Below are 21,990 nucleotides of genomic sequence, written 5' to 3'. Positions count from 1 at the left end.
GGTGGGAAACGGTGTCCGTCGCCAGGCGACGAGGCGACCAGACTTCCCGCCACTCCGGAGTCCATCGTAACGGGGCGCCGCGCGTGTCATTTGTGGTCTCCGGCTCCCAGTACCGTTGTTCCCATGCTCGAACCCACCCCCACCGAGGCCATTCGCGTCGTCGGACGCCACGAGGCAGGGCAGGAGATCCCCGATCAGATGCGCGCGGACGTGCGCGTGCTCGGCTCGCTGCTCGGACAGGTGCTGCAGGAGAGCGGCTCGACAGGTCTGTACGAAGACGTCGAGCGCCTCCGCGTCGCGACGATCCAGGCCTACACCGACCCGAGCGACGAGGCCTTCGAGCGCGCCGCCGAGATCGCCGACTCGTTCACGATCGAGCGCGCCGACGAGGTCGCCCGCGCCTTCACGGTCTACTTCCACCTCGTGAACCTCGCCGAGGAGCACCAGCGCGTGCGGGTGCTGCGCGAGCGCGACGGCCAGCCCGAGGGCCGCACCGACTCCATCCGCTCGGCCCTCCGCCAGCTCGCGTCCGAGGTCGGCGACGACGTGGCACTCGAACGCCTGCAGTCGCTGCGGTTCCACCCCGTCTTCACCGCCCACCCGACCGAGGCCCGCCGCCGTGCGATCTCGACCGGCATCCGCCGTCTGTCCGAGCTGCTCGACGAGTACGACTCCCTCACTGAGGGCGGTGTCGACCAGCGCCGCGCTCGCCGGCGGATGCTGGAGGAGATCGACACGCTCTGGCGCACGGCGCCGCTACGCGCCGAGAAGCCGTCGCCCACCGACGAGGTGCGCGCGATCATGGCCGTCTTCGACGACACCCTCTTCACGACCGTCCCCCGCGTCTACCGCCGCGTCGACGACGCGCTCGGCGAGGGCGCCGGCAACCGTCCCCCACTCGTGCGCCCCTTCGTGCGCGTGGGCACCTGGGTCGGCGGCGACCGCGACGGCAACCCCTTCGTCACCGCGAAGGTCACGCGCAAGGCCGCCGGCATCGCGAGCGAGCACGTGCTGCTGGGCCTCGAGCGCACCGCACTGCGGATCGGGCGCACGCTGACCCTCGACGCCACGTCCACTCCCCCGAGCGACGCCCTCGTGGCCCTGTGGAACCGCCTCCGCAGCGCCGACGAGGAGGCGGCGGCCGAGATCGCGAAGCGCTCTCCCAACGAGCCGCACCGCCGCATCCTGCTGATGGTCGCGCGCCGGATCGCGGCGACCCGCACCCGCAACGCCGACCTCGCCTACCGCGACCCCGAGCACCTGCTCGCCGATCTGCGCACCGTGCAGCAGTCGCTCGCGGATGCGGGCGCCGCCCGCCAGGCGTACGGCGCCCTGCAGCAGCTGGTGTGGCAGGTCGAGACCTACGGCTTCCACCTCGCCGAGCTCGAGGTGCGCCAGCACTCCGCCGTGCACGAGAAGGTCCTCGCGGAGCTCGAGGCCGGCGGCGAGCGCAGCGAGCTGACCGAAGAGGTGCTCGAGGTCTTCCGCGCGATCGCCTACATCCAGGGGCGCTTCGGACCGCGCGCGGCGGGCCGGTACATCGTCTCGTTCACGCAGTCCGCGGAAGACCTCGCCAACGTGCACCGCCTCGCGCGGTACGCCGTGGGCGCCGAGGGCGCAGCGCCCGTGCTCGACGTGATCCCCCTGTTCGAGACGTTCGCCGACCTGCAGGCCGCCCCCGGCATCCTGGCCGAGATCGCGGAGCACCCCGAGTTCGCCGCGCGTCTGGACGCCACGGGCCGCCGCCTCGAGGTCATGCTCGGCTACTCCGACTCCTCGAAGGATGTCGGGCCCGTCGCGGCGAACCTCGCCCTCTACGAGGCACAGGCCGAGATCGCCGCGTGGGCGCAGGCGAACAACATCGAGCTGACCCTCTTCCACGGCCGCGGCGGCGCCCTCGGCCGCGGCGGCGGGCCCGCCAACAGCGCGATCCTCGCGCAGCCGCCGCACTCGGTCGACGGCCGCTTCAAGCTCACCGAGCAGGGCGAGGTCATCTTCGCCCGCTACGGCGACCCGCAGATCGCCATGCGCCACATCGATCAGGTCGCCGCCGCCATCCTCATGGCCTCCGCTCCGTCGAACGAGGCGCGCAACCGCCGCGGCGCCGAGATGTTCGCCGAGATCGCCCAGGTGCTCGAGGACTCCTCACGCGAGCGGTTCTACTCGCTCGTGAAGGCCCCCGGCTTCGCGCCGTGGTTCGCCACCGTCACCCCGATGGAGGAGGTCGGACTCCTCGCCCTCGGCTCGCGTCCCGCCCGCCGCGGACTGTCGGTCGAGTCGCTCGAAGACCTCCGCGCGATCCCGTGGGTGTTCGCATGGTCGCAGGCGCGCATCAACCTCGCCGGCTGGTTCGGCCTCGGCACGGCGCTGGAGACCGTGGGCGACGAGCAGCTGCTGCGCACCGCCTACGCCGAGTGGCCGCTGTTCCGGGCGATGATCGACAACGTCGCGATGAGCCTCGCGAAGGCCGACGACCGCATCGCCCGCGAGTACCTGAGCCTCGGAGACCGCGACGACCTCGCCCAGCTGGTGATGGAGGAGATGTCGCTCACCCGCGACTGGGTCGTGCGGATCGTCGGCGGCGACGCCCCGCTCGCGAACAAGGCCGTGCTGCAGCGCGCCGTGAAGCTGCGCAGCCCCTACGTCGACGCCCTGTCGCTGCTGCAGCTGCGGGCCCTTCGGGCTCTCCGCGACGCCCCGGCCGACGCGCCCGCCGACACCGCCAACCAGCGGCTGCTGCTGCTGTCGGTCTCCGGGGTCGCGGCTGGCCTGCAGAACACCGGCTGAGCCGCATCCGACGACCGCCTCCTCAGTCGAGGAGGCGGTCGTCGTCGTGCCGCGCGAGGCTGCGGCCGTAGCGCTCCGTGAGCTGCACCATGAGGTCGGGGGTGTCGCGGTCGAGGCCGAACACATACCCCGGGAAGTCGAGCTCCTGCTGGCGCGCCCAGATCTCGTCGTGCTTGTCGGGTGAGACGACGATCGCGGGATCCCCCACCGCGACCCAGCCGATCGGCACGACCGAGCCCTCGGCGAGATGCGTGCGCAGGTGCACCGTGGCGCCGATACGCACCTCGCTGCGACGATCGATGCGCGCGCCGTTGAACACGCGCGCCCCCGTCGCGATGAACACCTCCTCGGCGATCGTCGCTCCGGCGATGCTCGCGGTCGGGCCGATCAGCGTGTGATCGCCGATGTGCACCGGATTGGCGGCCGTCGCGCGCACCAGGGCGTTCTCCATGACGATGACGTGCTCGCCGAGCGTCAGCGGTCCGCCCTCCGAGGTGAGGATCGCGCCGTGCAGGATGCGGCATCCCGCCCCGATCGTGACGTCGCCGCTCAGCACGGCCGTGGGTGCGACGCTGGCCGACGGGTGGACCGACGGCGCGGCGCCGAGGTGCTCGTAGCGCATGCCGTCACCCTAGGGCAGCGCGCGTCGAGGCGACAGGTCCGACGCCGCTAGGGTGGGAGCGTCCGCATCCATTTGGGACATCGCGCCGCGCGCGATACCCGGCCAGAGAGAACCACGTTGACCGAGACCTTCGCCGCGCTGCCCGAAGCCGTGCGCTCCACCTTCGCCACCGTCCTCGCCCGCAACCCCCACGAGCCCGAGTTCCAGCAGGCCGTGCACGAGGTGCTCGACTCGGTGGCTCCCGTCATCGAGCGCCACCCCGCGTTCGCCGAGCTCGGCATCCTCGAGCGCATCGTCGAGCCCGAGCGGCAGATCATGTTCCGTGTGCCGTGGGTCGACGACGCCGGCACCGTTCGCGTGAACCGAGGCTTCCGCATCCAGTTCTCCTCCGTGCTCGGGCCCTACAAGGGCGGGCTGCGCTTCCACCCGACCGTGAACGCGTCGATCGTGAAGTTCCTCGGGTTCGAGCAGATCTTCAAGAACGCGCTCACGGGCCAGGGCATCGGCGGCGCCAAAGGCGGCAGCGACTTCGACCCGCACGGGCGATCGGATGCCGAGATCATGCGCTTCTGCCAGTCGTTCATGAACGAGCTGTACCGGCACCTCGGCGAGCACACCGACGTCCCCGCCGGCGACATCGGGGTGGGCGCGCGAGAGATCGGCTACCTCTTCGGCCAGTACCGCCGCATCACCAACCGTCACGAGTCCGGCATGTTCACCGGCAAGGGCGTGCAGTGGGGCGGCGCCGAAGTACGCACCGAGGCCACCGGCTACGGCGCCGTGTTCTTCGCCGAGGCGATGCTCGGCGTCGCCGGCGAGAGCCTCGAGGGACGCCGCGTGAGCGTGTCCGGATCGGGCAACGTCGCCGTGTACGCCATCGCGAAGGCGCAGCAGCTCGGCGCGGTGCCGGTCACCGCATCTGATTCCAGCGGTTACGTCGTCGACGACGCCGGCATCGACCTGGGTCTGCTGCGGCAGGTGAAGGAGACCGAGCGCGCGCGGATCGCGGAGTACGCGGCCCGCCGGCCGAGCGCCCGCTTCGTGCCGGACGCCCGGCCGTGGGAGGTGCCCGTGGATGTGGCGTTCCCCTGCGCGACGCAGAACGAGCTCGACGAGACGGATGCCCAGGCCCTCATCGCCCACGGCGTGCGCGCAGTCGTCGAGGGCGCGAACATGCCCTCCACCCCCGGCGCGATCGCCGCGTTCCGCAGCGCCGGCGTGCTGTTCGCCCCCGGCAAGGCGGCCAACGCGGGCGGCGTCGCCACCTCCGCGCTGGAGATGAGCCAGAACGCCTCGCGCCAGCGCTGGACGTTCGCCGACAGCGAGGCGAAGCTGCGCCAGATCATGCGCGACGTGCACGACGCCGCGTTCGACGCGGCCGAGCGCTATGGACGCCCCGGCGACTACGTCGTCGGCGCCAACAGCGCAGGCTTCGAGCGCGTCGCCCACGCCATGGCGGCGCAGGGCGTCATCTGACCGGCGTCAGCCGGCGGGGGCGGGTTCGGGCACCGGGAACAGTGCGTCGAGCAGCTGGCTCGTCCAGGCGATGAGCTCGGCATCGCCCAACGGCTCGCCGCCCGCGGTGGGCAGCGGCACGACAAGGGCCTCGCCTGAGGCGACGAGCTTCGCCTTCGGATAGAGCCGCTGCATCCGCACGCGCAGCGAATCGGGCAGGTGCGCGGGCGCGACGCGCAGGTTCGGTCCCATCGCGACGACGTCGGCGAGCGACGAACGCGCCGCACGACGGCGGAGCCGGGCGACGGCCACGAGGCCCTCGACCTCGGCCGGCGGCTGTCCGTACCGGTCGGTGAGCTCCTCGATCACGAGGTCGATCGCGTCGTCCTTCGCCGTCGCGGATGCCGCGGCGGACAGCTTCTGGTAGGCCTCCAGGCGCAGGCGCTCGCTGTCGATGTAGTCCTCGGGGATGCGGGCCTGCACGGGCAGCTCGAGCCGGAGCTCGGTCTGCCCCTCGGTCTCCTCGCCGCGGAAGGTGGCCACGGCCTCGCCGATCATGCGCAGGTACAGGTCGAAGCCGACGCCCGCGATGTGCCCCGCCTGCTCCGCGCCGAGCAGGTTGCCCGCGCCGCGCAGCTCCAGGTCTTTGAGCGCCACCTGCATGCCCGAGCCGAGGTCGTTGTTGACCGAGATCGTCTCGAGGCGGTCTGCCGCGGTCTCACTCAGCGGTTTGGTCTCGTCGTACAGGAAGTACGCGTAGGCACGCTCGCGCCCGCGACCGACGCGGCCGCGCAACTGGTGCAGCTGACTGAGGCCGTACTTGTCGGCGCGGTCGATGATGATCGTGTTCGCGTTGGAGATGTCGAGTCCTGTCTCGACGATCGTGGTCGAGACGAGCACGTCGGCCCGGCGCTCCCAGAAGTCGTCGACGACCTGCTCGAGCTGGTGCTCCCCCATCTGCCCGTGGGCGACGGCGACGCGCGCCTCCGGCACGAGCTCGGCGAGATCCGCCGCGACCCGCTGGATCGACGAGACCCGGTTGTGCACGAAGAACACCTGGCCCTCGCGCAGCAGCTCGCGCCGGATCGCCGCCGCGATCTGCTTGTCGTTGCGCGGCCCGACGTAGGACAGGATCGGATGCCGATCCTCGGGCGGGGTGGCGAGCGTCGACATCTCTCGGATGCCGGTGACCGCCATCTCGAGCGTGCGAGGGATGGGGGTGGCGCTCATCGCGAGGATGTCGACGTTGGTCTTGAGCTTCTTCAGAGCGTCCTTGTGCTCGACGCCGAAACGCTGCTCCTCGTCGATGATCATCAGCCCGAGGTCTTTGAAGACGACCTTCTCGGTGAGGATGCGGTGCGTGCCGATGACCATGTCGACCGTGCCGTCGGCGAGGCCGGCGACCACATCCTTCGCCTCCTTGTCGGTCTGGAAGCGCGAGAGCGCCCGCACCTTGACGGGGAACCCGGCGAAGCGCTCGGAGAACGTCTCGAGGTGCTGCTTGACGAGCAGGGTGGTCGGCACGAGCATCGCGACCTGCTTGCCGTCCTGGATCGCCTTGAAGGCTGCGCGCACGGCGACCTCGGTCTTGCCGAAGCCCACGTCTCCCGACAGCAGGCGGTCCATCGGGATCGGCCGCTCCATGTCGGCCTTGATCTCGTCGATCGTCTGCAGCTGGTCGGGGGTCTCCGCGAACGGGAACGCCTCCTCCAGCTCGCGCTGCCAGGGCGTGTCGGGCCCGAAGGCATGGCCCTTCGCCGCCATCCGCGCGGAATAGAGCTTCACGAGCTCGACCGCGATGTCGCGAACGGCGCGGCGGGCCTTGCTCTTGGCGGCGGCCCAGTCACTGCCGCCCATCTTCGACAGCGCGGGCGCCTCGCCGCCGACGTAGCGCGAGAGCAGGTCGAGCTGATCGGTGGGCACGTACAGCTTGTCGCCGGGGTGGCCGCGCTTGGAGGCGGCGTACTCGAGCACGAGGTACTCGCGCTTGCTTTTGACCGCGTTGCGGCCGCCGCTGGAGACCTCGCGCTGCACGAGCTCGACGAACTTGCCGATGCCGTGCGTGGAGTGCACCACGAAGTCGCCGGGCTTGAGCTGCAGCGGGTCGACGACGTTGCGCCGACGCGAAGCGAGCTTCTTCACGGCGCGGGTGTCGCTGCCGATCGTGCGGCCGTAGAACTCCGACTCGGTCAGGACGGCGAGCCGCGCATCGGCGACCTGGAAGCCGCGCTCCAGCGTGCTCACGACAACCGTGGCGAGGCCCGGCTCGGGCGGCTCGCTCAGCGAGTCGACCCGGCGAGCCGCGATCCCCCGCTCGGCGAGCACGTCGCGCGCGCGGTCGGCGAGACCTGCGCCCGACGCCGTCACGACGACCGCCCACTGCTCGGTGAGCAGCTGGGCGACGTGATCGATCGCGCCCTCGACGCTGCCCGCGAACGACGGAACGGATGCGGCGGCGATCCGCGTGACGCCGGCGTCGTCCGAGAGGCCCTCGGCGGCCGCATCCGCAGCGCCCGAGTCGAACGAGGAGAGCTCCCACCACACGTCGGTGCGCGCGCGGGCGGCCTCGTGCAGCTCGAGCAGCGAGAGGAAGTCACCCGATCCGAGATCGACCGGGGTGTCGGCACCGGCGACGGCGGCGCTCCACGCCGCATCCAGGAACTCCTGGTTGGTCTCGGCGAGGGTCGTCGCGCGGGTGGCTGCGCGCACCGGGTCGACGACGGCGACGGCGCTGGCGCGCGGCAGGTAGTCGACGATCGTCACGAGGCCGTCGACGAGCGCGGGGATGAGCGACTCCATGCCCTCGACCGGGATGCCCTCGGCCATCTTCGTGAGCATGCCGGCGAGCGACGGGAAGGAGTCCGCGAGGCCGAGCGCGCGGTCGCGCACCTCATCGGTGAGCAGCAGCTCACGGCTGGGCAGCAGGTCGATCCGGTCGATGTCGCCGGGCAGAGAGCGCTGGTCTGCGACGGAGAACGCGCGGATCTGGTCGACCTCGTCGCCGAAGAACTCCACGCGATAGGGGTGGTCGGCGGCGGGCGGGAAGACGTCGAGGATGCCGCCGCGCACCGCGAACTCGCCGCGACGCGAGACCATGTCGACGCGGTGATAGGCGAACTCGACGAGGCGCACGACGATGGCTGCGAGGTCATGGCCGCGGCCACCGACGCTGAGACGGATCGTGCCCGCATCCCCGAGTCCGGGGACGATCGGCTGGATCGCGCCGCGCACGGATGCGGTGACAACCAGCGGCGCGGTGCCCTCCCACTCCGCGATGCGCTGCAGCACGGCGAGGCGGCGGCCGACGGTCTCGGCGCTCGGGCTGAGGCGCTCGTGCGGCAGGGTCTCCCACGCCGGGAAGTGGCGCACCTCCGCGCCGGGAAGCAGCGCCTCGAGCGCGGGCCCCAGCGCCTCGGCGCGGCGACCGGTGGGCGCGACGGCCAGCAGCACGGCCGGCTTTCCGGCCTCGCGGCGCCGCTCGAGAAGGGCCGCGAGCAGCGGGGCATCGAGGCCGTCGACGAGGGAGAAGTCCCCGTCGACGGAGGCTGCCCCGGCTGCGTCTCGGAACGTTTCTGAGCGCGCGAGGGCGCGGACGATCCCGGGAACTGTCACCACAAGAGTCTACGGCGCCCCACCGACACCCGCTTCGGGGGGCGCTGGGTCAGGCGCGGGGGGCGTGCCAGCGCTGCTGCGCGGCGACCAGGCCCTCGTCGACGAGGAGCTCGACCGCATCCGCCGCATCCGACACGAGGATGGGGAGTGTCTTGCGCTCGGTTTGACCGAAGGCGTCGAGCACCCAGTCGGCCGGGTCCTGGCGGCCGGGAGGGCGGCCGATGCCGACCCGCACCCGGGGGAACTCGGGGGTGCCGAGCGCCTTGGCGACGTCGCGGACGCCGTTGTGCCCGCCGTGGCCGCCGCCGGTCTTGAGCTTGAGCGTGTCGAAGGGGATGTCGAGCTCGTCGTGCACGACCACGACGCGCTCGGCGGGGATGTCGAAGAACTTCGCGAGGTTCGCGACCGGTCCGCCGGACACGTTCATGAACGTGTTGGGCTTCGCGAGCACGAGCTTCGGTCCACCGGGACGCAGCCAGCCCTCGGCGATGCGCGCACCCGCCTTGTGCACCTTGAAACCCTCGTTGCGGCGGCCGGCGAGCTCGTCGATGACCATCTGGCCGACGTTGTGGCGCGTCGCCTCGTAGCGGGGTCCCGGGTTCCCGAGTCCCACGATCAGCCAGGTGTCGGCCATGTCATCCCTTCCGGAGGCGGCGCGAGTGCGACGTTGAGACGGACGTAAAACAGGAGAAATCCCGAACGTAGGACGATTCTTGAGAATCGATCCTGTCGTCGGGATTTCTCCTGTGCGAGTGGGGCGGAATTACTCCGCGGCCTCCGCGGACTCCTCGGACTGCTCAGCAGCGACCTCGGCGTCGGCCTCGGCGATCTCGTCCTCCGCGGCGAGGGTCGCAGCGGGCACGGAGACGGCGACGACGAGCGTCTCCGGCTCGGTCACGAGCGTCGCACCCTTGGGGAGCTTGAGGTCGGCGGCCGTGATGTGCGTGCCGTCCTCGAGGCCCTCGACGTCGACCTCGATGTTCTGCGGGATGTCGGTGGCCAGCACCTCGAGCGACACGGTCGTCGCGTCCAGGTTCGCGATGGTGCCCGCGAAGGGCTCGCCCACGACGACGACGGGCACGTCGACGGCGACCTTCTCGCCCTTCTTCACGACCAGCAGGTCGATGTGCTCGATGATCTGGCGCACCGGGTCCTTCTGGACGTCCTTGACGAGGGCCAGGTGGTCCTTGCCGTCGGCGGTGAGCTCGAGCAGCGCGTTCGCGCGACGGATCAGCAGGGCGACCTGGTGACCCGGCAGGGCGAGGTGCACGGGCTCGGTGCCGTGGCCGTACAGGACGGCGGGGATCTGACCGGCGGCGCGCAGGCGACGGGCGAAGCCCTTGCCGAACTGCGTGCGCACCTCAGCGGCGACCTTGTTGTCTTCCGACATGATGATTCTCCTTGCGGGCCCACGGGCCCCAGATCGGGGATGGTTCGACTCGAACGCGAGCGCGTGAGGAAGCCGTAGGCCTGCACACCCTCGTCGATTACGGATGCGGATGCCGCATCCCTCGCCGAAGTTCGCGTCGAGTCTACCAGTGCCGCCCGGTAGCATGGAAAAGATGCGCCCCGCCGGCGCGAGCCCCGATCGAAAGGACTCCCCCGTGGACGCTCAGCTCGCCTCCGACCTCCTGCTCGGCTTCATCGGCCTGCTCTCGCTCGGATCCCTCATCGGCGTCGTCGGCGCCTTCTGGTCGATGGGCCGCCAGAACTACCGCAAGTCCTGACTCCGCGGCGACGCCCGGCGTCGCACGGCATCCTCGCGGCGCGTGGGAACACTACGATTGGCGTGTTCCCACCCTTCGTTCGAGGAGTATTTTTCGTGACCGAGGCATCAGCCAACATCGGAGTCGTCGGACTCGCCGTCATGGGGTCGAACCTGGCCCGCAACCTCGCCTCGCGCGAGGGCAACACGGTGGCCGTGTTCAACCGCAGCTATGACAAGACCGAGCACCTCGTCACGGAGCACCCCGAGGCGGGCTTCGTGCCGGCCTCGACGTACGCCGAGTTCGCCGCGTCGCTGCAGAAGCCGCGCACCGCGATCATCATGGTCAAGGCCGGCGGCCCCACGGATGCGGTCATCAACGACCTCGTGCAGGTCTTCGAGCCGGGCGACATCATCGTCGACGGCGGCAACGCCCTGTTCACCGACACGATCCGCCGCGAGAAGGCTGTGCGGGAGACCGGCATCAACTTCGTCGGCGCCGGCATCTCCGGCGGCGAAGAGGGTGCGCTGAACGGCCCCTCGATCATGCCCGGCGGCTCGGACGAGTCGTGGGTCACGCTCGGACCGATCCTCAAGAGCATCGCGGCCGTCGCCGAGGGCGAGCCCTGCGTCACGCACGTCGGTCACGACGGCGCGGGTCACTTCGTCAAGATGATCCACAACGGCATCGAGTACGTCGACATGCAGCTCATCGGTGAGGCGTACGACCTCATCCGTCGCGGCACGGGCAAGTCGCCCGCCGAGATCTCCGAGATCTTCGCCGAGTGGAACCGCGGCGAGCTGGAGTCGTACCTGATCGAGATCACCGCCGAGGTGCTCAAGCAGGTCGACGCCGCCACCGGCGAGCCGCTCGTCGACGTGATCGTCGACCAGGCCGGCGCCAAGGGAACGGGCGCCTGGACGGTGCAGACCGCGCTGGATCTCGGCATCCCCGTCTCGGGCATCGCCGAGGCCGTGTTCGCCCGCTCGCTCTCCTCGAAGCCCGCGCAGCGCGCCGAGGCGACGTCGCTGCCCGGCCCCTCCTCGACGGCGACGGTCGCCGACCCCGAGGCCTTCATCGAGGACGTCCGCCAGGCGCTGTACGCGTCGAAGATCATCGCCTACTCGCAGGGCTTCGACGCGATCGTGGCCGGGGCCGAGCAGTACGGCTGGGACATCAAGAAGGGCGACATCGCCAAGATCTGGCGCGGCGGCTGCATCATCCGCGCGCAGTTCCTCAACCGCATCACCGAGGCGTACGCCGAGAACCCGTCGCTGCAGGCTCTCGTGCTCGCACCCTACTTCCGCGACGCCGTCGCAACCGCTCAGGATGCGTGGCGCCGCGTCGTCATCGGCGCCGTCGAGACGGGCGTGCCGACGCCCGCGTTCTCGTCGTCGCTCGCCTACTACGACGGCCTGCGCGCCGACCGCCTGCCGGCCGCCCTCATCCAGGGCCAGCGCGACTTCTTCGGCGCGCACACCTACAAGCGCATCGACAAGGAGGGCACCTTCCACACGCTGTGGTCGGGCGACCGCTCCGAGGTCGAGGCCGTCGACACGCACTGACCCCGTCATGACGGACGCCGCCGTGCGCGGCCGCCGGAGCAGGCTGCTCCTGGCGGTCGCCACGGCGGCGTATCTCGTGGTGCTGGCGCGCCTGACGCTCGTGGCCGATGACGCGGCCGGCACCGGCGGCATCCTGAAGGCGTGGGCCGAGGCCTTCGGGGCGACACCGTGGACCCGCTGGATCACGTTCGACCTGCTGGAGTTCACCGCGAACATCGCGCTGTTCGTGCCCGCGGGCCTGATCGGGGCGCTGTGGCTGGACCGCCGGTGGTGGCTCGCCATCCCGATCGGCCTCGTCATCAGCGCCGGGATCGAGACGACGCAGGGTCTGGCCCTCGCCGGCCGTGTCGCCGATGTCCGCGACCTTGTCTCGAACACGATCGGCACCGTGATCGGGGCGCTCGCGATCGCAGCGATGCGCCGCATCCGTCGCCGTTGAACGACGGATGCGGCGCGCCGATGTCACCGGGTGATGTCGCGAACGGTGCCCTTCTCGAGCCGGAGGCGCCGCGATGCACGCCGGGCTACGGCCGAGTCGTGCGTCACCACGATGAGGGTCAATCCCTCACGGTTGAGCGCCTCCAGCACCTCCAGGATCTCGTCGCGCATGTGCTCGTCGAGGTTGCCTGTAGGCTCGTCCGCCAGCAGCACGCGGGGCTTCTTCGCGATGGCCCTCGCGATCGCCACGCGCTGCTGCTGACCGCCCGACAGCTCGCCCGGACGATGGTCGGCCCGCTCGTCGAGGCCGACGCGCTCGAGCGCCTCGCGGACCCGTTCGGCCCGCTCGGACCGCGGCAGGCCCAGGGGCTCCAAGCCCATGTCGACGTTCTCCGCAGCCGTCAGGGTCGGGATGAGGTTGAAGCCCTGGAACACGAAGCCGATCTCGTGTGCGCGCACCTCACTGAGCTGTCGGTTGGTCGCGCGGGCGATGTCGGTCTCGCCCAGCATCACCTGGCCCTGGGTCGGCTGGTCCAACGCCCCGAGCAGCTGGAGGAACGTGGACTTGCCGCCTCCCGTGGGGCCCTGGATGGTGACGAACTCACCCGGATCGATGTCGATGTCGACGCCGGTGAGCGCCGTCACGACCCTCCCCTTCTGCCGGTAGGTCTTGCCGACGCCGCGCACGCGATAGGCGAACGGGGCGGCTTGGACGGTGTCGTTCATGGTCATGTCTGTTCTCCTCGTTTCGTTCCGGGGCCGCTCAGGCGACGGCACGCAGGGCCTCGGCAGGGCTCAGCCGGGCTGCACGCCAGCCGCCGAAGGCCCCCGCCACCAGCCCCGCGGCGATCGACAGCGCGACGGCCATCAGGACGATGCCGATCGACACCGGCGCGTTCAGGACCACGTCGGATGCGGCGGCCGCCAGCTGCGGGGCTCCGCCCGGTCCGCCCATTCCGCCCGGTCCCGTCATCCCGCCCGGGCCCGTCGCCTGCTCCGTGGTGGCCGAGATCGTGGGAGAGATCAGGTTGATGACACCGATCGCGCCGAGCCCGAGAACCACACCGGCGACGCCGCCGATGAGCCCCTGCACGACCGACTCGCCCGCGACCTGTCCGACGACCCGGCGGTTGGACCAGCCGATCGCCTTGAGCGTTCCGAACTCGCGCGTACGGCGGGAGACACCGGAGATCGTGAAGAGCACGGCCAGTGCCACGGCGACGACCAGCAGGAGCACCGACAGCCACGTGCCGAGACTCGTGATCAGCGCCGCGGCGCTCGCGAGCGAGCCGGAGACCGTCGAGGCCAGATCCGACTGCGAGCTCACGGTCGCGTCGGGGAAGGCGTCCGAGATCGCGGTCTGCACCGACCCGATCGCGTCCGCGGAACTCGCCTGCACATAGACCGTCGAGACGACGTCGCCCACCCCCGCGAGCGTCTGTGCGACATCCAGCGGGATGTACACGTTCGCGGCCGTGTCGGCGTCGTTCGTCGCGGAGGCGACGATGCCCACGATCTGCATCGAGGTGCCGCCCACATCGATCGCGCCGCCCACGGCCAGTGACTTCGACGCGGCATAGGTGGCGTCGAGCACAGCGACGTCCTGGCCCGCATCCGCGCCCTCCAGCATCCGCCCCTCGGAGAGCGTCACCGCCGAGAGGGGTCCGACGGACGCGTCGGCTCCGACGCCGAGCACGGAGAACGAGTCGAGGTCGAACGATCCGCCACCGAAGCCCCCGCCCCCGCCTGGCGGGCCGGTCTGGCCCTCCGCGGCGGTGCCGTCGTCGGTGGTCGGCCGCTCGGGGAGCTCGCCCGTGAAGGTCGAGTTGGTCAGTGCGAGCGCGCCGGATGCGGCGGAGACGTTCTCCAGGTTCGCGATGGTGTCGACGGTGGACGCCGCCAGCGTGCCGCGCATCAGATCGGTCATCAGCCGCGATTGGCTGAGCGAGGTGGTGCCGTCGTCGTCCGTCGAGCCGGCGTCCTGACCGAACTCGAAGCGAGGTCTTCCGCCTTCGCCCGGCTCGGTCTCGGCACCGGCAACGGTCAGGTCGGTGCCGATGCCGTAGACGGATTCCAGGGCTCGCGTCTGCGCGTCGCGCACGCCGGACGACAGCGCCGTCACCACGATGACGAGTGCGATGGCGATGGCGAGTCCCGCCGCCACGATGATGGTCTGCTTCTTGCGGCCGGACAGCTCCCGCCGCAGATATGTCGCGTACATGTTCTCCTCCTGGCCCATCGGGTTCTGGGGCCTTGCCGAGACGCTAAAGACGCTCACGATGCAAGACACATGGCGCGTTTATGAGACGACTATGCGACCATGTCTCTCATCCGGTACCCGGCCGGCTGCGCGACTCACAGCGGGCTCATAACCCGCTCCATAGGAACGGCATAGAAACGACCTCAGAATCGAGGCATGACTTCGATGGCACCCTCCCCCGCTCTGCAGCGCGCCGACGGCTCCGCTCCCCGCATCCTCGTCGTCGACGACGAGCAGATGCTCACCGATCTGCTGTCGATGGCTCTGCGCATGGAGGGCTGGGACGTGCGCGCCGCGGCCAGCGGATTCCAGGCGCTGCAGGCCGCGCGCGACTTCGAGCCGGACGCCATGGTGCTCGACATCATGATGCCGGATCTCGACGGCATGGCCGTGCTGCAGCGTCTGCGCCAGTCGGGCAACGACGTACCGGTGCTGTTCCTCACCGCGAAGGACGGCGTGGCCGACCGGGTGGCCGGTCTCACGGCCGGCGGAGACGACTACGTCACGAAGCCCTTCAGCCTCGAAGAGGTCGTCGCCCGCATCCGGGGTCTCATGCGCCGCGCGGGTACCGCCCAGGCAGGCGACTCCGAGCCCATCCTGCGCGTCGGAGACCTCAGCCTGAACGAAGACAGTCACGAAGTCGAGCGTCAGGGCGTCGAGATCGAGCTGACCGCGACCGAGTTCGAGCTGCTGCGCTACCTCATGCGCAACCAGCGCCGCGTGGTGTCGAAGGCGCAGATCCTCGACCGCGTCTGGAACTACGACTTCGGCGGACGCTCGAGCGTCGTCGAGCTGTACATCTCGTACCTGCGCAAGAAGATCGACGCCGGGCGGGAGCCGCTGATCCACACCGTGCGCGGTGTGGGCTACATGATCAAAGCTCCGCAGTGACACGCGTCCACCGAAGGGTGGCGCGCCGACTCACGCTCCAGGCCCGGCTCATGGTCGCCGTCATCGGCATGGTCGCCGTCATCCTCGGCGCCGTCGGATTGGCGACCGGCACGATCCTCACCTCGATCATGCGCGAGAGCCTGGACACACAGGTCTCGGAGGCCTCGCAGCTGTACGGCTCCCCCAACGACAGCGCGGCGGACATCCTGAAGAACGGCCGGCAGGAGGTCGGCACGCTCCTGGTGCTGCGCGGGCAATACGGGCCGACCACCGGCGCCTACGTCGCCGCCGATTCGGTGGTCGAACTCACCCCTGCGCAGATCGAAAGCATCACAGGACGCCCTGACCACGACACCGGCCGCGTCGACGTGTCCGTGGACGGGCTGGGCGACTACCGCGCCATCCTGACCGGCGACACCTCCGGCGCGTTCCTGCTCGTCGGTCTGCCGACCTCGGAAGTCACCGAGACGCTGGGGCAGATCGTGACCACCGTCGCTCTGGTGACCGTCGGAGGCCTTCTGCTGCTGGGGGTCGTGCTGGCCATCATCATCCGACGCAGCCTGCGCCCGCTCCGAGCCGTGGCGAGCACCGCTGAGCGCGTCGCCGCCCAGCCGCTCTCCGAGGGCGCCGTGCGCATCACCGAGCGCGTTCCCGCATCCGAGGCCGACGACGCCACCGAGATCGGACGCGTCGGCGTCGCGCTGAACACGCTTCTCGACCACGTCGAGACCTCGCTCGAGGCGCGCCAGCGCAACGAGGAGCGGATGCGGCGCTTCGTCGCCGACGCGAGCCACGAGCTGCGCACCCCCCTCGCCTCCATCCGCGGGTACTCCGAGCTGTCGCTGCGCGATCGGACGCTCAGCGAGACCACGGAGTCCTCACTGCAGCGCATCCAGGCGCAGTCGCTGCGGATGACGGAGCTCGTCGAAGACCTGCTGCTGCTCGCCCGCCTCGAGGAGGGGCACGAGCTCGTCTACGGCTCGGTCGACCTCTCGCGCCTGGCCGTCGAGTCCCTCGGCGACGCGCAGGCGGCGGGCCAGGATCACCACTGGGAGCTCGAGCTCGACGAGGAGCCGGTCATCGTCGCGGGTGACACGGGCCGACTCACCCAGGTCGTGGCGAACCTGCTGGCGAACGCACGCACACACACCCCCGCCGGCACGACCGTGACGCTCAGCGTCACCCGCGAGGGATCGGACGCCGTTCTGCGTGTGCACGACGACGGCCCCGGCGTCGACCCGCAGGTGCGCGACGAGCTGTTCGAGCGCTTCGCCCGCGGCGACAGCTCCCGGGCCCGGAAGACCGGCGGCACGGGCCTCGGGCTCTCCATCGCACGGGCCATCGCCGACGCTCACGGCGGCGAACTGACGGTCGATTCGAGCCCCGGCGACACCACGTTCACCCTGCGCATGCCGGGCAAACCCATTGATCCGGGACCGGCCGCATCCGAGGCCGATCCGAGCCGCTAGCGTGGTGGGGTGACCACTCCGATCGATCCCACCACCACCTCCGCTTGGACGGATCTCGCCGCTCTCCGTGACGGGTTCTCCCCCGATCTGCGGGGCTGGTTCGCCGCGGACGCCGACCGCGCCGCACGCCTGAGCCTGCCGCTGTCGGATCTGCACGTCGACCTGTCGAAGAACCTCGTCACCGACGAGATCCTCGCCCGGCTCGTCGAGCTGGCGCGCCAGACCGGTGTCGAGGAGCGCTTCGCCGAGATGCTGGCCGGCGTGCACATCAACACGAGCGAGGACCGCGCCGTGCTGCACACGGCCCTGCGCCGTCCCGCAGGCGCCGAGCCCGCGCTCGTCGTCGACGGCCAGCAGGTCGACGAGGACGTGCAGTCGGTGCTCGAGCTCGTCTCCGCGTTCGCCGATCGGGTGCGCTCGGGCGAGTGGCAGGGCGTCACAGGCAAGAAGGTCACCCACGTCGTCAACATCGGCATCGGCGGCTCCGATCTCGGTCCCGTCATGGTCTACGAAGCTCTCAAGCCCTACGCGGATGCCGGAATCCAGGCGCGATTCGTGTCCAACATCGACCCGACCGACCTCGCCCAGAAGACGGCGGACCTCGACCCCGAGACGACTCTGTTCATCGTCGCGTCCAAGACCTTCACGACGCTCGAGACGCTGACCAACGCCCGCCTCGCGCGCGACTGGCTGTGGGCGGGACTCACCGCATCCGACGCCATCGCCGACGATGACGACGCGCGGACGGATGCGGTCGCGCACCACTTCGTCGCCGTCTCGACGGCGCTCGACAAGGTGGCCGCCTTCGGAATCGACCCGACCAACGCGTTCGGATTCTGGGACTGGGTGGGCGGCCGCTACTCCGTCGATTCGGCGATCGGCCTGTCGCTCGCCATCGCTCTCGGTCCCGATGTGTTCCGCGAACTGCTCGCCGGGTTCCACGCGGTCGACGAGCATGTGCGCACGACGCCGCTCGAGCGCAACGTACCTGTGCTCATGGGGCTGCTGAACGTCTGGTACAACAACTTCCTCGGTGCGCAGTCGCACGCCGTCCTCCCCTACGCGCAGCAGCTGAGCCGCTTCCCGGCGTACCTGCAGCAGCTGACGATGGAGTCCAACGGCAAGTCGGTGCGCTGGGACGGCTCCCCCGTCACGACCGACACCGGCGAGATCTTCTGGGGCGAGCCGGGTACGAACGGCCAGCACGCCTTCTACCAGCTGATCCACCAAGGCACGCGCCTGATCCCCGCCGACTTCATTGCGTTCGTGAACCCCGCCTATCCGCTGCGCGAAGGCGACCGTGACGTGCACGGGCTGTTCCTGGCGAACTTCCTCGCGCAGACCAAGGCGCTCGCGTTCGGCAAGACCGCCGCGGAGGTGGAGGCCGAGGGCACCACAGGTGCGCTGGTCGCCGCTCGCACGTTCGCGGGGAACCGTCCGACGACATCGATCTTCGCGCCCGCCCTGACTCCGGCGGTGCTCGGCCAGCTCATCGCGCTGTACGAGCACATCACCTTCACGCAGGGCGCGATCTGGGGCATCAACTCGTTCGACCAGTGGGGTGTCGAGCTCGGCAAGCAGCTCGCCCTGCAGATCGCCCCCGCGATCGAGGGCGACGCGGACGCCACGGCGGCGCAGGATGCGTCGACCCGCGCCCTGCTCGACTACTACCGGGCCCACCGCACCCACTGAGCCCCGGGCCTCACGCCACGGCGCCGCATCCGTCTTCGGGTGCGGCGCCGTGGCGTTGTGCTTCGGGCCTCCGGTGCGTGGCTCTCCCCGCATCCCCATGCCCAAGTTGCGTCGCAGATGCGCAGATGCGCCACTTTTGCGCAGATGCGCTAGCTGATCGCAGGCGCATCTGCGCATAAGTGTGGCGGTTCCGCATCCGTTCGCGGTGATGGCGAATCGCCGACCGCGGATCGGTGGATGCGGCTTGCGTGCCCGCATCCGCCGATCCGCCCGGCTTGCGCTACAGAAATGCGCATCTGCACCAGGGAGTGACTGGCGCAGGTGCGCAGAACGGTGGCAGTTGCGCAACTGCGACGCAACTCGGGCACACGGGTGCCCGAACCGACCCTTGCGCAGGACCGAACCGACCCTCACGCAGGACCGAACCGAACCGAACCGACCCTCACGCAGGACCGAACCGAACCGAACCGAACCGGGCCGGAGCCGACACCCGACGCCCCGGGACCGGCGCGGGTCAGTAGCCGCTGAAGGCGTCGGTCGTGATGCCGCGGGCCTTCTCGAGCGCGGGCGCAAGGTCGGCGATCAGCCGCGGCGGACCCGACACGTACGCGTGACGCCGGCCGATGTCGGGCACGACGCGGGCGAGGTGCCCCGCATCGATCCGATCGGGACCGGCCCACGTCCAGTTCGCCGGCAGCGCTCCCGGATCGTCGGGCGTGAACACGACGACCGGGACCCCGGATGCGGCGAGGTCGTCGCGGAACACGAGTTGACCGGCATCCGACGCCACGAACACGAGCACGATGTCGCGGTGCACGCCGCTCGCGGTGAGATGACGCAGCTGCGACACGAAGGGCGTCACGCCGATGCCGGCGGCCACCAGCAGGACGGGCCGCGAGGTGTCCTTCGGCAGGACGAAGTCGCCCCAGATCCCCGTGACGGCGAGCTTTCTGCCCGGCTCGACCTCGCCGAGCGCCTTCTTGTACGAACTCTGCGGCCCCACGCCGTCGCGATAGGCGACCCGGACGGTGGGCAGGTCCTCGGGCGCGGAGACGATGCTGAACTCGCGTCGGGTTCCTCGCGCGTCAGCGCGACGGTGCGGCACGTCGAGCTCGAGGTACTGTCCGGCCCGGAAGCCGAGACCGCGTTCGGCCCGGAAGACGAGCTCGCGCACCGTCGCGCTCGGCGAACGCCGCTCGACGAGTGTCAGCCGCACGGCCTGACGCAGGCAGAACAGGAACGCGATCAGGTTTCCGATGAGCAGCGCGCGCTCCTGCCCCAGCGTCATGTACCCGACAGGGATGGGCCAGCCGGCCAGCACGCCGACGACGGCGGCCACCGCGTACTGCTGCCAGCGCCGCGGCGGCAATGTCAGCGGCTCCGAGAGCATGAAGGCGCCCAGGAACAAGAACGGGGATGCGGTCAGCACCTGCGCGATGACGGTGCCCGCGTCGATCACCAGACCGGACTGCTGGTACTGCACGAAGACGCGGATCAGGTTGACCACGACGGCGACCACGAAGAAGAGTCCGACGACGCGGATCTTCTCGGTGCGCCAGAGCACGACGAGCCCGAGCAGCAGCACCGGCCCGAACAGCACGGGGGTCCCCACCCACCAGGCCGAGCCGCCGATGCCCGAATCGAGCGGGAGGAGCGCGGACACGATCGTGACGACCGTTGCGCCGACCGCTGCCGGGTTGAAGATGTGGCGGCCGCGCCAGGCGAGCAGGTACTTGGAGACGGATGCGGCCAGCGCCGCGATCGCGATTCCCACGAGCCCCATCGGCTCGACCGTCGGACGAAGCACGAACAGAAGGATGACGGAGGTGATGAGCGTCGACTCGGTGCGCAGCGGCAGGTGCAGCAGCCGCTGCGCGGTCGTGTCGGCGAGCACGCCGACGACGGCGAGCACGACAGCGGTGGCCAGCAGCTCCCACGGCGTGGGGACGACGAGGCCCGCGAACGAGAGGACGAAGGCGATGGCGGCGAGCACGCCCAGCGCCAGCTGGACGAGCCGGTACATCGACAGGCGCCCGAACAGGGCGGTGACCCGATTCGCGCCGGCGGTGAAGGAGGCGATCACAGGAACAACTCTGCTTTCTGGTCGGCAGACCATTCGACGGTGCCGTCGGTCGTCATTCTCACCCACGACACGCCCCAGTCGGCGGCCAGCTCAGGACCGCCGTCGAAGAAGAGTGCGGTCGCCGCCGCATCAGCGTGCATCGCATCGGATGCCAGCGCCCAGGTGGCGGCGATCGTGCGCACCGGGACCCCGGTGCGGGCGTCGAGCACGTGGTGGAGACCCTCACCCCACGCGCGGCGGTTCGTCGCGGAGGCGCACAGCGCCGCATCCTCGACCTCGAAGAGCCCGATGGCCCGCGACGGGTCGAAGGGATGCTCGAGACCGACGCGCACAGGCCCGCCGCGGACGGCCATGTCCCCGCTCGCGTCGACGACGAACCCGCCGGCGACGGAGCCCGCGAGGGTCTCGGCGACGAGGTCGACCAGGCGGCCCTTGCCGAGCGCACCCACATCCAGCAGCGCGGGCTGGGCGAGACGCAGCGTCTGCGCGTCCCATTCCAGCACCTGCAGCCACGACGGCGCGGGAGCGGCCCCGCGGTCGACGAAGGAGTACGCGGCGTCGTATCCCCGACGGGCGAGACTCTCCCCGACCAGCGGATTCACCGCCCCCGCCGTCGCCCGGTCGAGCTCGCGGTACACGTCGAGCATCGCCACCGCATCCGCCGGCGCGGCCGCCTCGCCGCCGTGGGCGGCGAGGCGGCTCACGAGGGAGTCCGGACGGAACCGCGACCACTCCTCATCGAAGCCGTCGATGACGGCACCGATGAGCGCGCGGGTCTCGTCCGCGACGGGCTCAGCGGTCTCGATCTCCCAGCGGGTACCGATCGCGTCGAACCGCCACAGCTCGGACATCAGCCCTTGGCTTCGGTCTTGATCTCCTCGATGGCCTGGTTGAAGCCGCCGCTCGTGAGCGACGATCCGGCCACCCGGCTGACCTTGATCTCATCGATCTTCTTGCCGACGACCTCGTCCGAGATGCCGCCGATGAACTGGCTCTGGTACTGCTGCGACTCGCGCGCCTGCGGGTCGCCGGTCACGTCGACCGCGGTGATGGTGTCATCGGCCAGCGTCACCTGCACGGTGATCTTCTCGACCGTCTCGGGCGTCTGGTAGGAGCCCTCGGCGGTGTAGGTGCCGTCCTTGTAGGCGCCCGAGCTCGAGCTGGAATCCGAACCCGAGGAGCCGGTGCTCGCCGGGGTGCTGGACGGGGCGGGGGCCTCGCTCGTGCCGGTGTCGGTCGTTGCGGTCTGCGATGCGCAACCGGCCAGAGCGAAGGCTCCGGCGACGCCGATGACGGCGGCGGCAGTGCGGACGGGGCGGGGTACGGCGTTCGTGCGGATCATTTCGGTCCTCCTGCATGCGGTGCCTCGACAGACGAGCCCGGCGTTCGCCGTGCGCGTCCCTCGCGCTG

General features: G+C 70.5%; 17 protein-coding genes. 8 read left to right on the top strand and 9 right to left on the bottom strand.

Translation table 11 applies throughout. The features are described from left to right. The first annotated feature begins 123 nt into the window (after nt 1-123). Nucleotides 124-2,787, top strand: a complete 2,664-nt coding sequence (locus tag QE377_RS13905; protein WP_307324286.1) for a phosphoenolpyruvate carboxylase — start codon at nt 124-126, stop codon at nt 2,785-2,787. Between the two features lie 22 nt (nt 2,788-2,809). On the opposite strand, the gene QE377_RS13900 is transcribed toward QE377_RS13905, so the two are convergent. Then, complete coding sequence (locus QE377_RS13900) at nt 2,810-3,409, bottom strand: gamma carbonic anhydrase family protein (RefSeq protein WP_307324283.1); 600 nt, start codon at nt 3,407-3,409, stop codon at nt 2,810-2,812. A 117-nt stretch (nt 3,410-3,526) separates the two neighbouring features. Between QE377_RS13900 and gdhA the strand changes: the two genes are divergently transcribed. After that, entirely contained in the window at nt 3,527-4,885 is a 1,359-nt protein-coding gene (gdhA, locus tag QE377_RS13895; protein ID WP_307324281.1) for an NADP-specific glutamate dehydrogenase, read from the top strand. 6 nt (nt 4,886-4,891) lie between these two features. Here gdhA and mfd read toward each other — a convergent pair whose 3' ends face one another. The 3 genes from mfd to QE377_RS13880 form a co-directional block, all read right to left on the bottom strand. Continuing rightward, the gene (gene mfd, locus QE377_RS13890; protein ID WP_307324279.1) at nt 4,892-8,476 is read right to left on the bottom strand and encodes a transcription-repair coupling factor; all 3,585 of its coding nucleotides are present in this window, start codon (nt 8,474-8,476) and stop codon (nt 4,892-4,894) included. 49 nt (nt 8,477-8,525) lie between these two features. Further along, nucleotides 8,526-9,110 carry an aminoacyl-tRNA hydrolase gene (gene pth, locus QE377_RS13885; RefSeq protein WP_307324276.1) on the bottom strand — a complete coding sequence of 195 codons (585 nt, stop codon included), beginning with the start codon at nt 9,108-9,110 and terminating at the stop codon, nt 8,526-8,528. Between the two features lie 129 nt (nt 9,111-9,239). Beyond that, entirely contained in the window at nt 9,240-9,866 is a 627-nt protein-coding gene (locus QE377_RS13880; RefSeq protein WP_307324274.1) for a 50S ribosomal protein L25/general stress protein Ctc, read from the bottom strand. 214 nt (nt 9,867-10,080) lie between these two features. Between QE377_RS13880 and QE377_RS13875 the strand changes: the two genes are divergently transcribed. From QE377_RS13875 to QE377_RS13865, 3 genes are all read left to right on the top strand, one after another. Beyond that, a complete protein-coding gene (locus tag QE377_RS13875; protein ID WP_307324272.1) occupies nt 10,081-10,203 on the top strand; it encodes a hypothetical protein in 123 nt (40 codons plus the stop codon). A gap of 95 nt (nt 10,204-10,298) precedes the next feature. Continuing rightward, a complete protein-coding gene (gene gndA / locus QE377_RS13870; protein ID WP_307324270.1) occupies nt 10,299-11,747 on the top strand; it encodes an NADP-dependent phosphogluconate dehydrogenase in 1,449 nt (482 codons plus the stop codon). Nucleotides 11,748-11,754: 7 nt separating this feature from the next. Further along, on the top strand, nt 11,755-12,186 hold the full coding sequence (locus tag QE377_RS13865) for a VanZ family protein (protein ID WP_307324268.1): 432 nt from the start codon (nt 11,755-11,757) through the stop codon (nt 12,184-12,186). Nucleotides 12,187-12,209: 23 nt separating this feature from the next. Here QE377_RS13865 and QE377_RS13860 read toward each other — a convergent pair whose 3' ends face one another. Beyond that, nucleotides 12,210-12,917, bottom strand: a complete 708-nt coding sequence (locus QE377_RS13860; RefSeq protein WP_307324266.1) for an ABC transporter ATP-binding protein — start codon at nt 12,915-12,917, stop codon at nt 12,210-12,212. Nucleotides 12,918-12,948: 31 nt separating this feature from the next. After that, the gene (locus tag QE377_RS13855) at nt 12,949-14,406 is read right to left on the bottom strand and encodes an ABC transporter permease (RefSeq protein WP_307326024.1); all 1,458 of its coding nucleotides are present in this window, start codon (nt 14,404-14,406) and stop codon (nt 12,949-12,951) included. Between the two features lie 195 nt (nt 14,407-14,601). On the opposite strand from QE377_RS13855, the gene QE377_RS13850 reads away from it, so the two are divergent. Genes QE377_RS13850 through pgi form a run of 3 tightly spaced genes read left to right on the top strand, consistent with a single transcriptional unit; the run spans nt 14,602 to nt 18,497 of the window. Continuing rightward, complete coding sequence (locus tag QE377_RS13850; protein WP_307324264.1) at nt 14,602-15,336, top strand: response regulator transcription factor; 735 nt, start codon at nt 14,602-14,604, stop codon at nt 15,334-15,336. Continuing rightward, complete coding sequence (locus tag QE377_RS13845) at nt 15,333-16,805, top strand: cell wall metabolism sensor histidine kinase WalK (protein ID WP_307324262.1); 1,473 nt, start codon at nt 15,333-15,335, stop codon at nt 16,803-16,805. Before QE377_RS13850 ends, QE377_RS13845 begins: the two co-directional genes overlap by 4 nt. 9 nt (nt 16,806-16,814) lie before the next feature. Continuing rightward, on the top strand, nt 16,815-18,497 hold the full coding sequence (pgi, locus tag QE377_RS13840; protein WP_307324260.1) for a glucose-6-phosphate isomerase: 1,683 nt from the start codon (nt 16,815-16,817) through the stop codon (nt 18,495-18,497). A gap of 514 nt (nt 18,498-19,011) precedes the next feature. Here pgi and QE377_RS13835 read toward each other — a convergent pair. Genes QE377_RS13835 through QE377_RS13825 form a run of 3 tightly spaced genes read right to left on the bottom strand, consistent with a single transcriptional unit; the run spans nt 19,012 to nt 21,922 of the window. Further along, on the bottom strand, nt 19,012-20,580 hold the full coding sequence (locus QE377_RS13835; protein WP_307324258.1) for an FAD-dependent oxidoreductase: 1,569 nt from the start codon (nt 20,578-20,580) through the stop codon (nt 19,012-19,014). Next, nucleotides 20,577-21,431, bottom strand: a complete 855-nt coding sequence (locus tag QE377_RS13830) for an FAD:protein FMN transferase (RefSeq protein ID WP_307324256.1) — start codon at nt 21,429-21,431, stop codon at nt 20,577-20,579. The genes QE377_RS13835 and QE377_RS13830 overlap by 4 nt, the downstream gene beginning before the upstream one ends. Continuing rightward, nucleotides 21,431-21,922, bottom strand: coding sequence for an FMN-binding protein (locus tag QE377_RS13825; protein WP_307324254.1), 492 nt, complete (start codon nt 21,920-21,922; stop codon nt 21,431-21,433). Before QE377_RS13825 ends, QE377_RS13830 begins: the two co-directional genes overlap by 1 nt. Nucleotides 21,923-21,990 lie beyond the last annotated feature (68 nt).

This window comes from Microbacterium sp. SORGH_AS_0862 (assembly GCF_030818795.1).
Lineage (GTDB): Bacteria > Actinomycetota > Actinomycetes > Actinomycetales > Microbacteriaceae > Microbacterium.
Note: the sequence above shows the minus strand (reverse complement) of the source record. Positions and strands in the feature narration are given on the sequence as shown.

Bases quoted from the DNA above. Each gene is read 5' to 3' on its own strand.
- QE377_RS13860 (WP_307324266.1), bottom strand. From the start codon at position 12,917: ATGACCATGAACGACACCGTCCAAGCCGCCCCGTTCGCCTATCGCGTG.
- QE377_RS13900 (WP_307324283.1), bottom strand. From the start codon at position 3,409: ATGCGCTACGAGCACCTCGGCGCCGCGCCGTCGGTCCACCCGTCGGCC.
- pth (WP_307324276.1), bottom strand. From the start codon at position 9,110: ATGGCCGACACCTGGCTGATCGTGGGACTCGGGAACCCGGGACCCCGC.
- QE377_RS13905 (WP_307324286.1), top strand. From the start codon at position 124: ATGCTCGAACCCACCCCCACCGAGGCCATTCGCGTCGTCGGACGCCAC.
- QE377_RS13855 (WP_307326024.1), bottom strand. From the start codon at position 14,406: ATGTACGCGACATATCTGCGGCGGGAGCTGTCCGGCCGCAAGAAGCAG.
- QE377_RS13825 (WP_307324254.1), bottom strand. From the start codon at position 21,922: ATGATCCGCACGAACGCCGTACCCCGCCCCGTCCGCACTGCCGCCGCC.
- QE377_RS13880 (WP_307324274.1), bottom strand. From the start codon at position 9,866: ATGTCGGAAGACAACAAGGTCGCCGCTGAGGTGCGCACGCAGTTCGGC.
- QE377_RS13830 (WP_307324256.1), bottom strand. From the start codon at position 21,431: ATGTCCGAGCTGTGGCGGTTCGACGCGATCGGTACCCGCTGGGAGATC.
- QE377_RS13865 (WP_307324268.1), top strand. From the start codon at position 11,755: ATGACGGACGCCGCCGTGCGCGGCCGCCGGAGCAGGCTGCTCCTGGCG.
- QE377_RS13850 (WP_307324264.1), top strand. From the start codon at position 14,602: ATGACTTCGATGGCACCCTCCCCCGCTCTGCAGCGCGCCGACGGCTCC.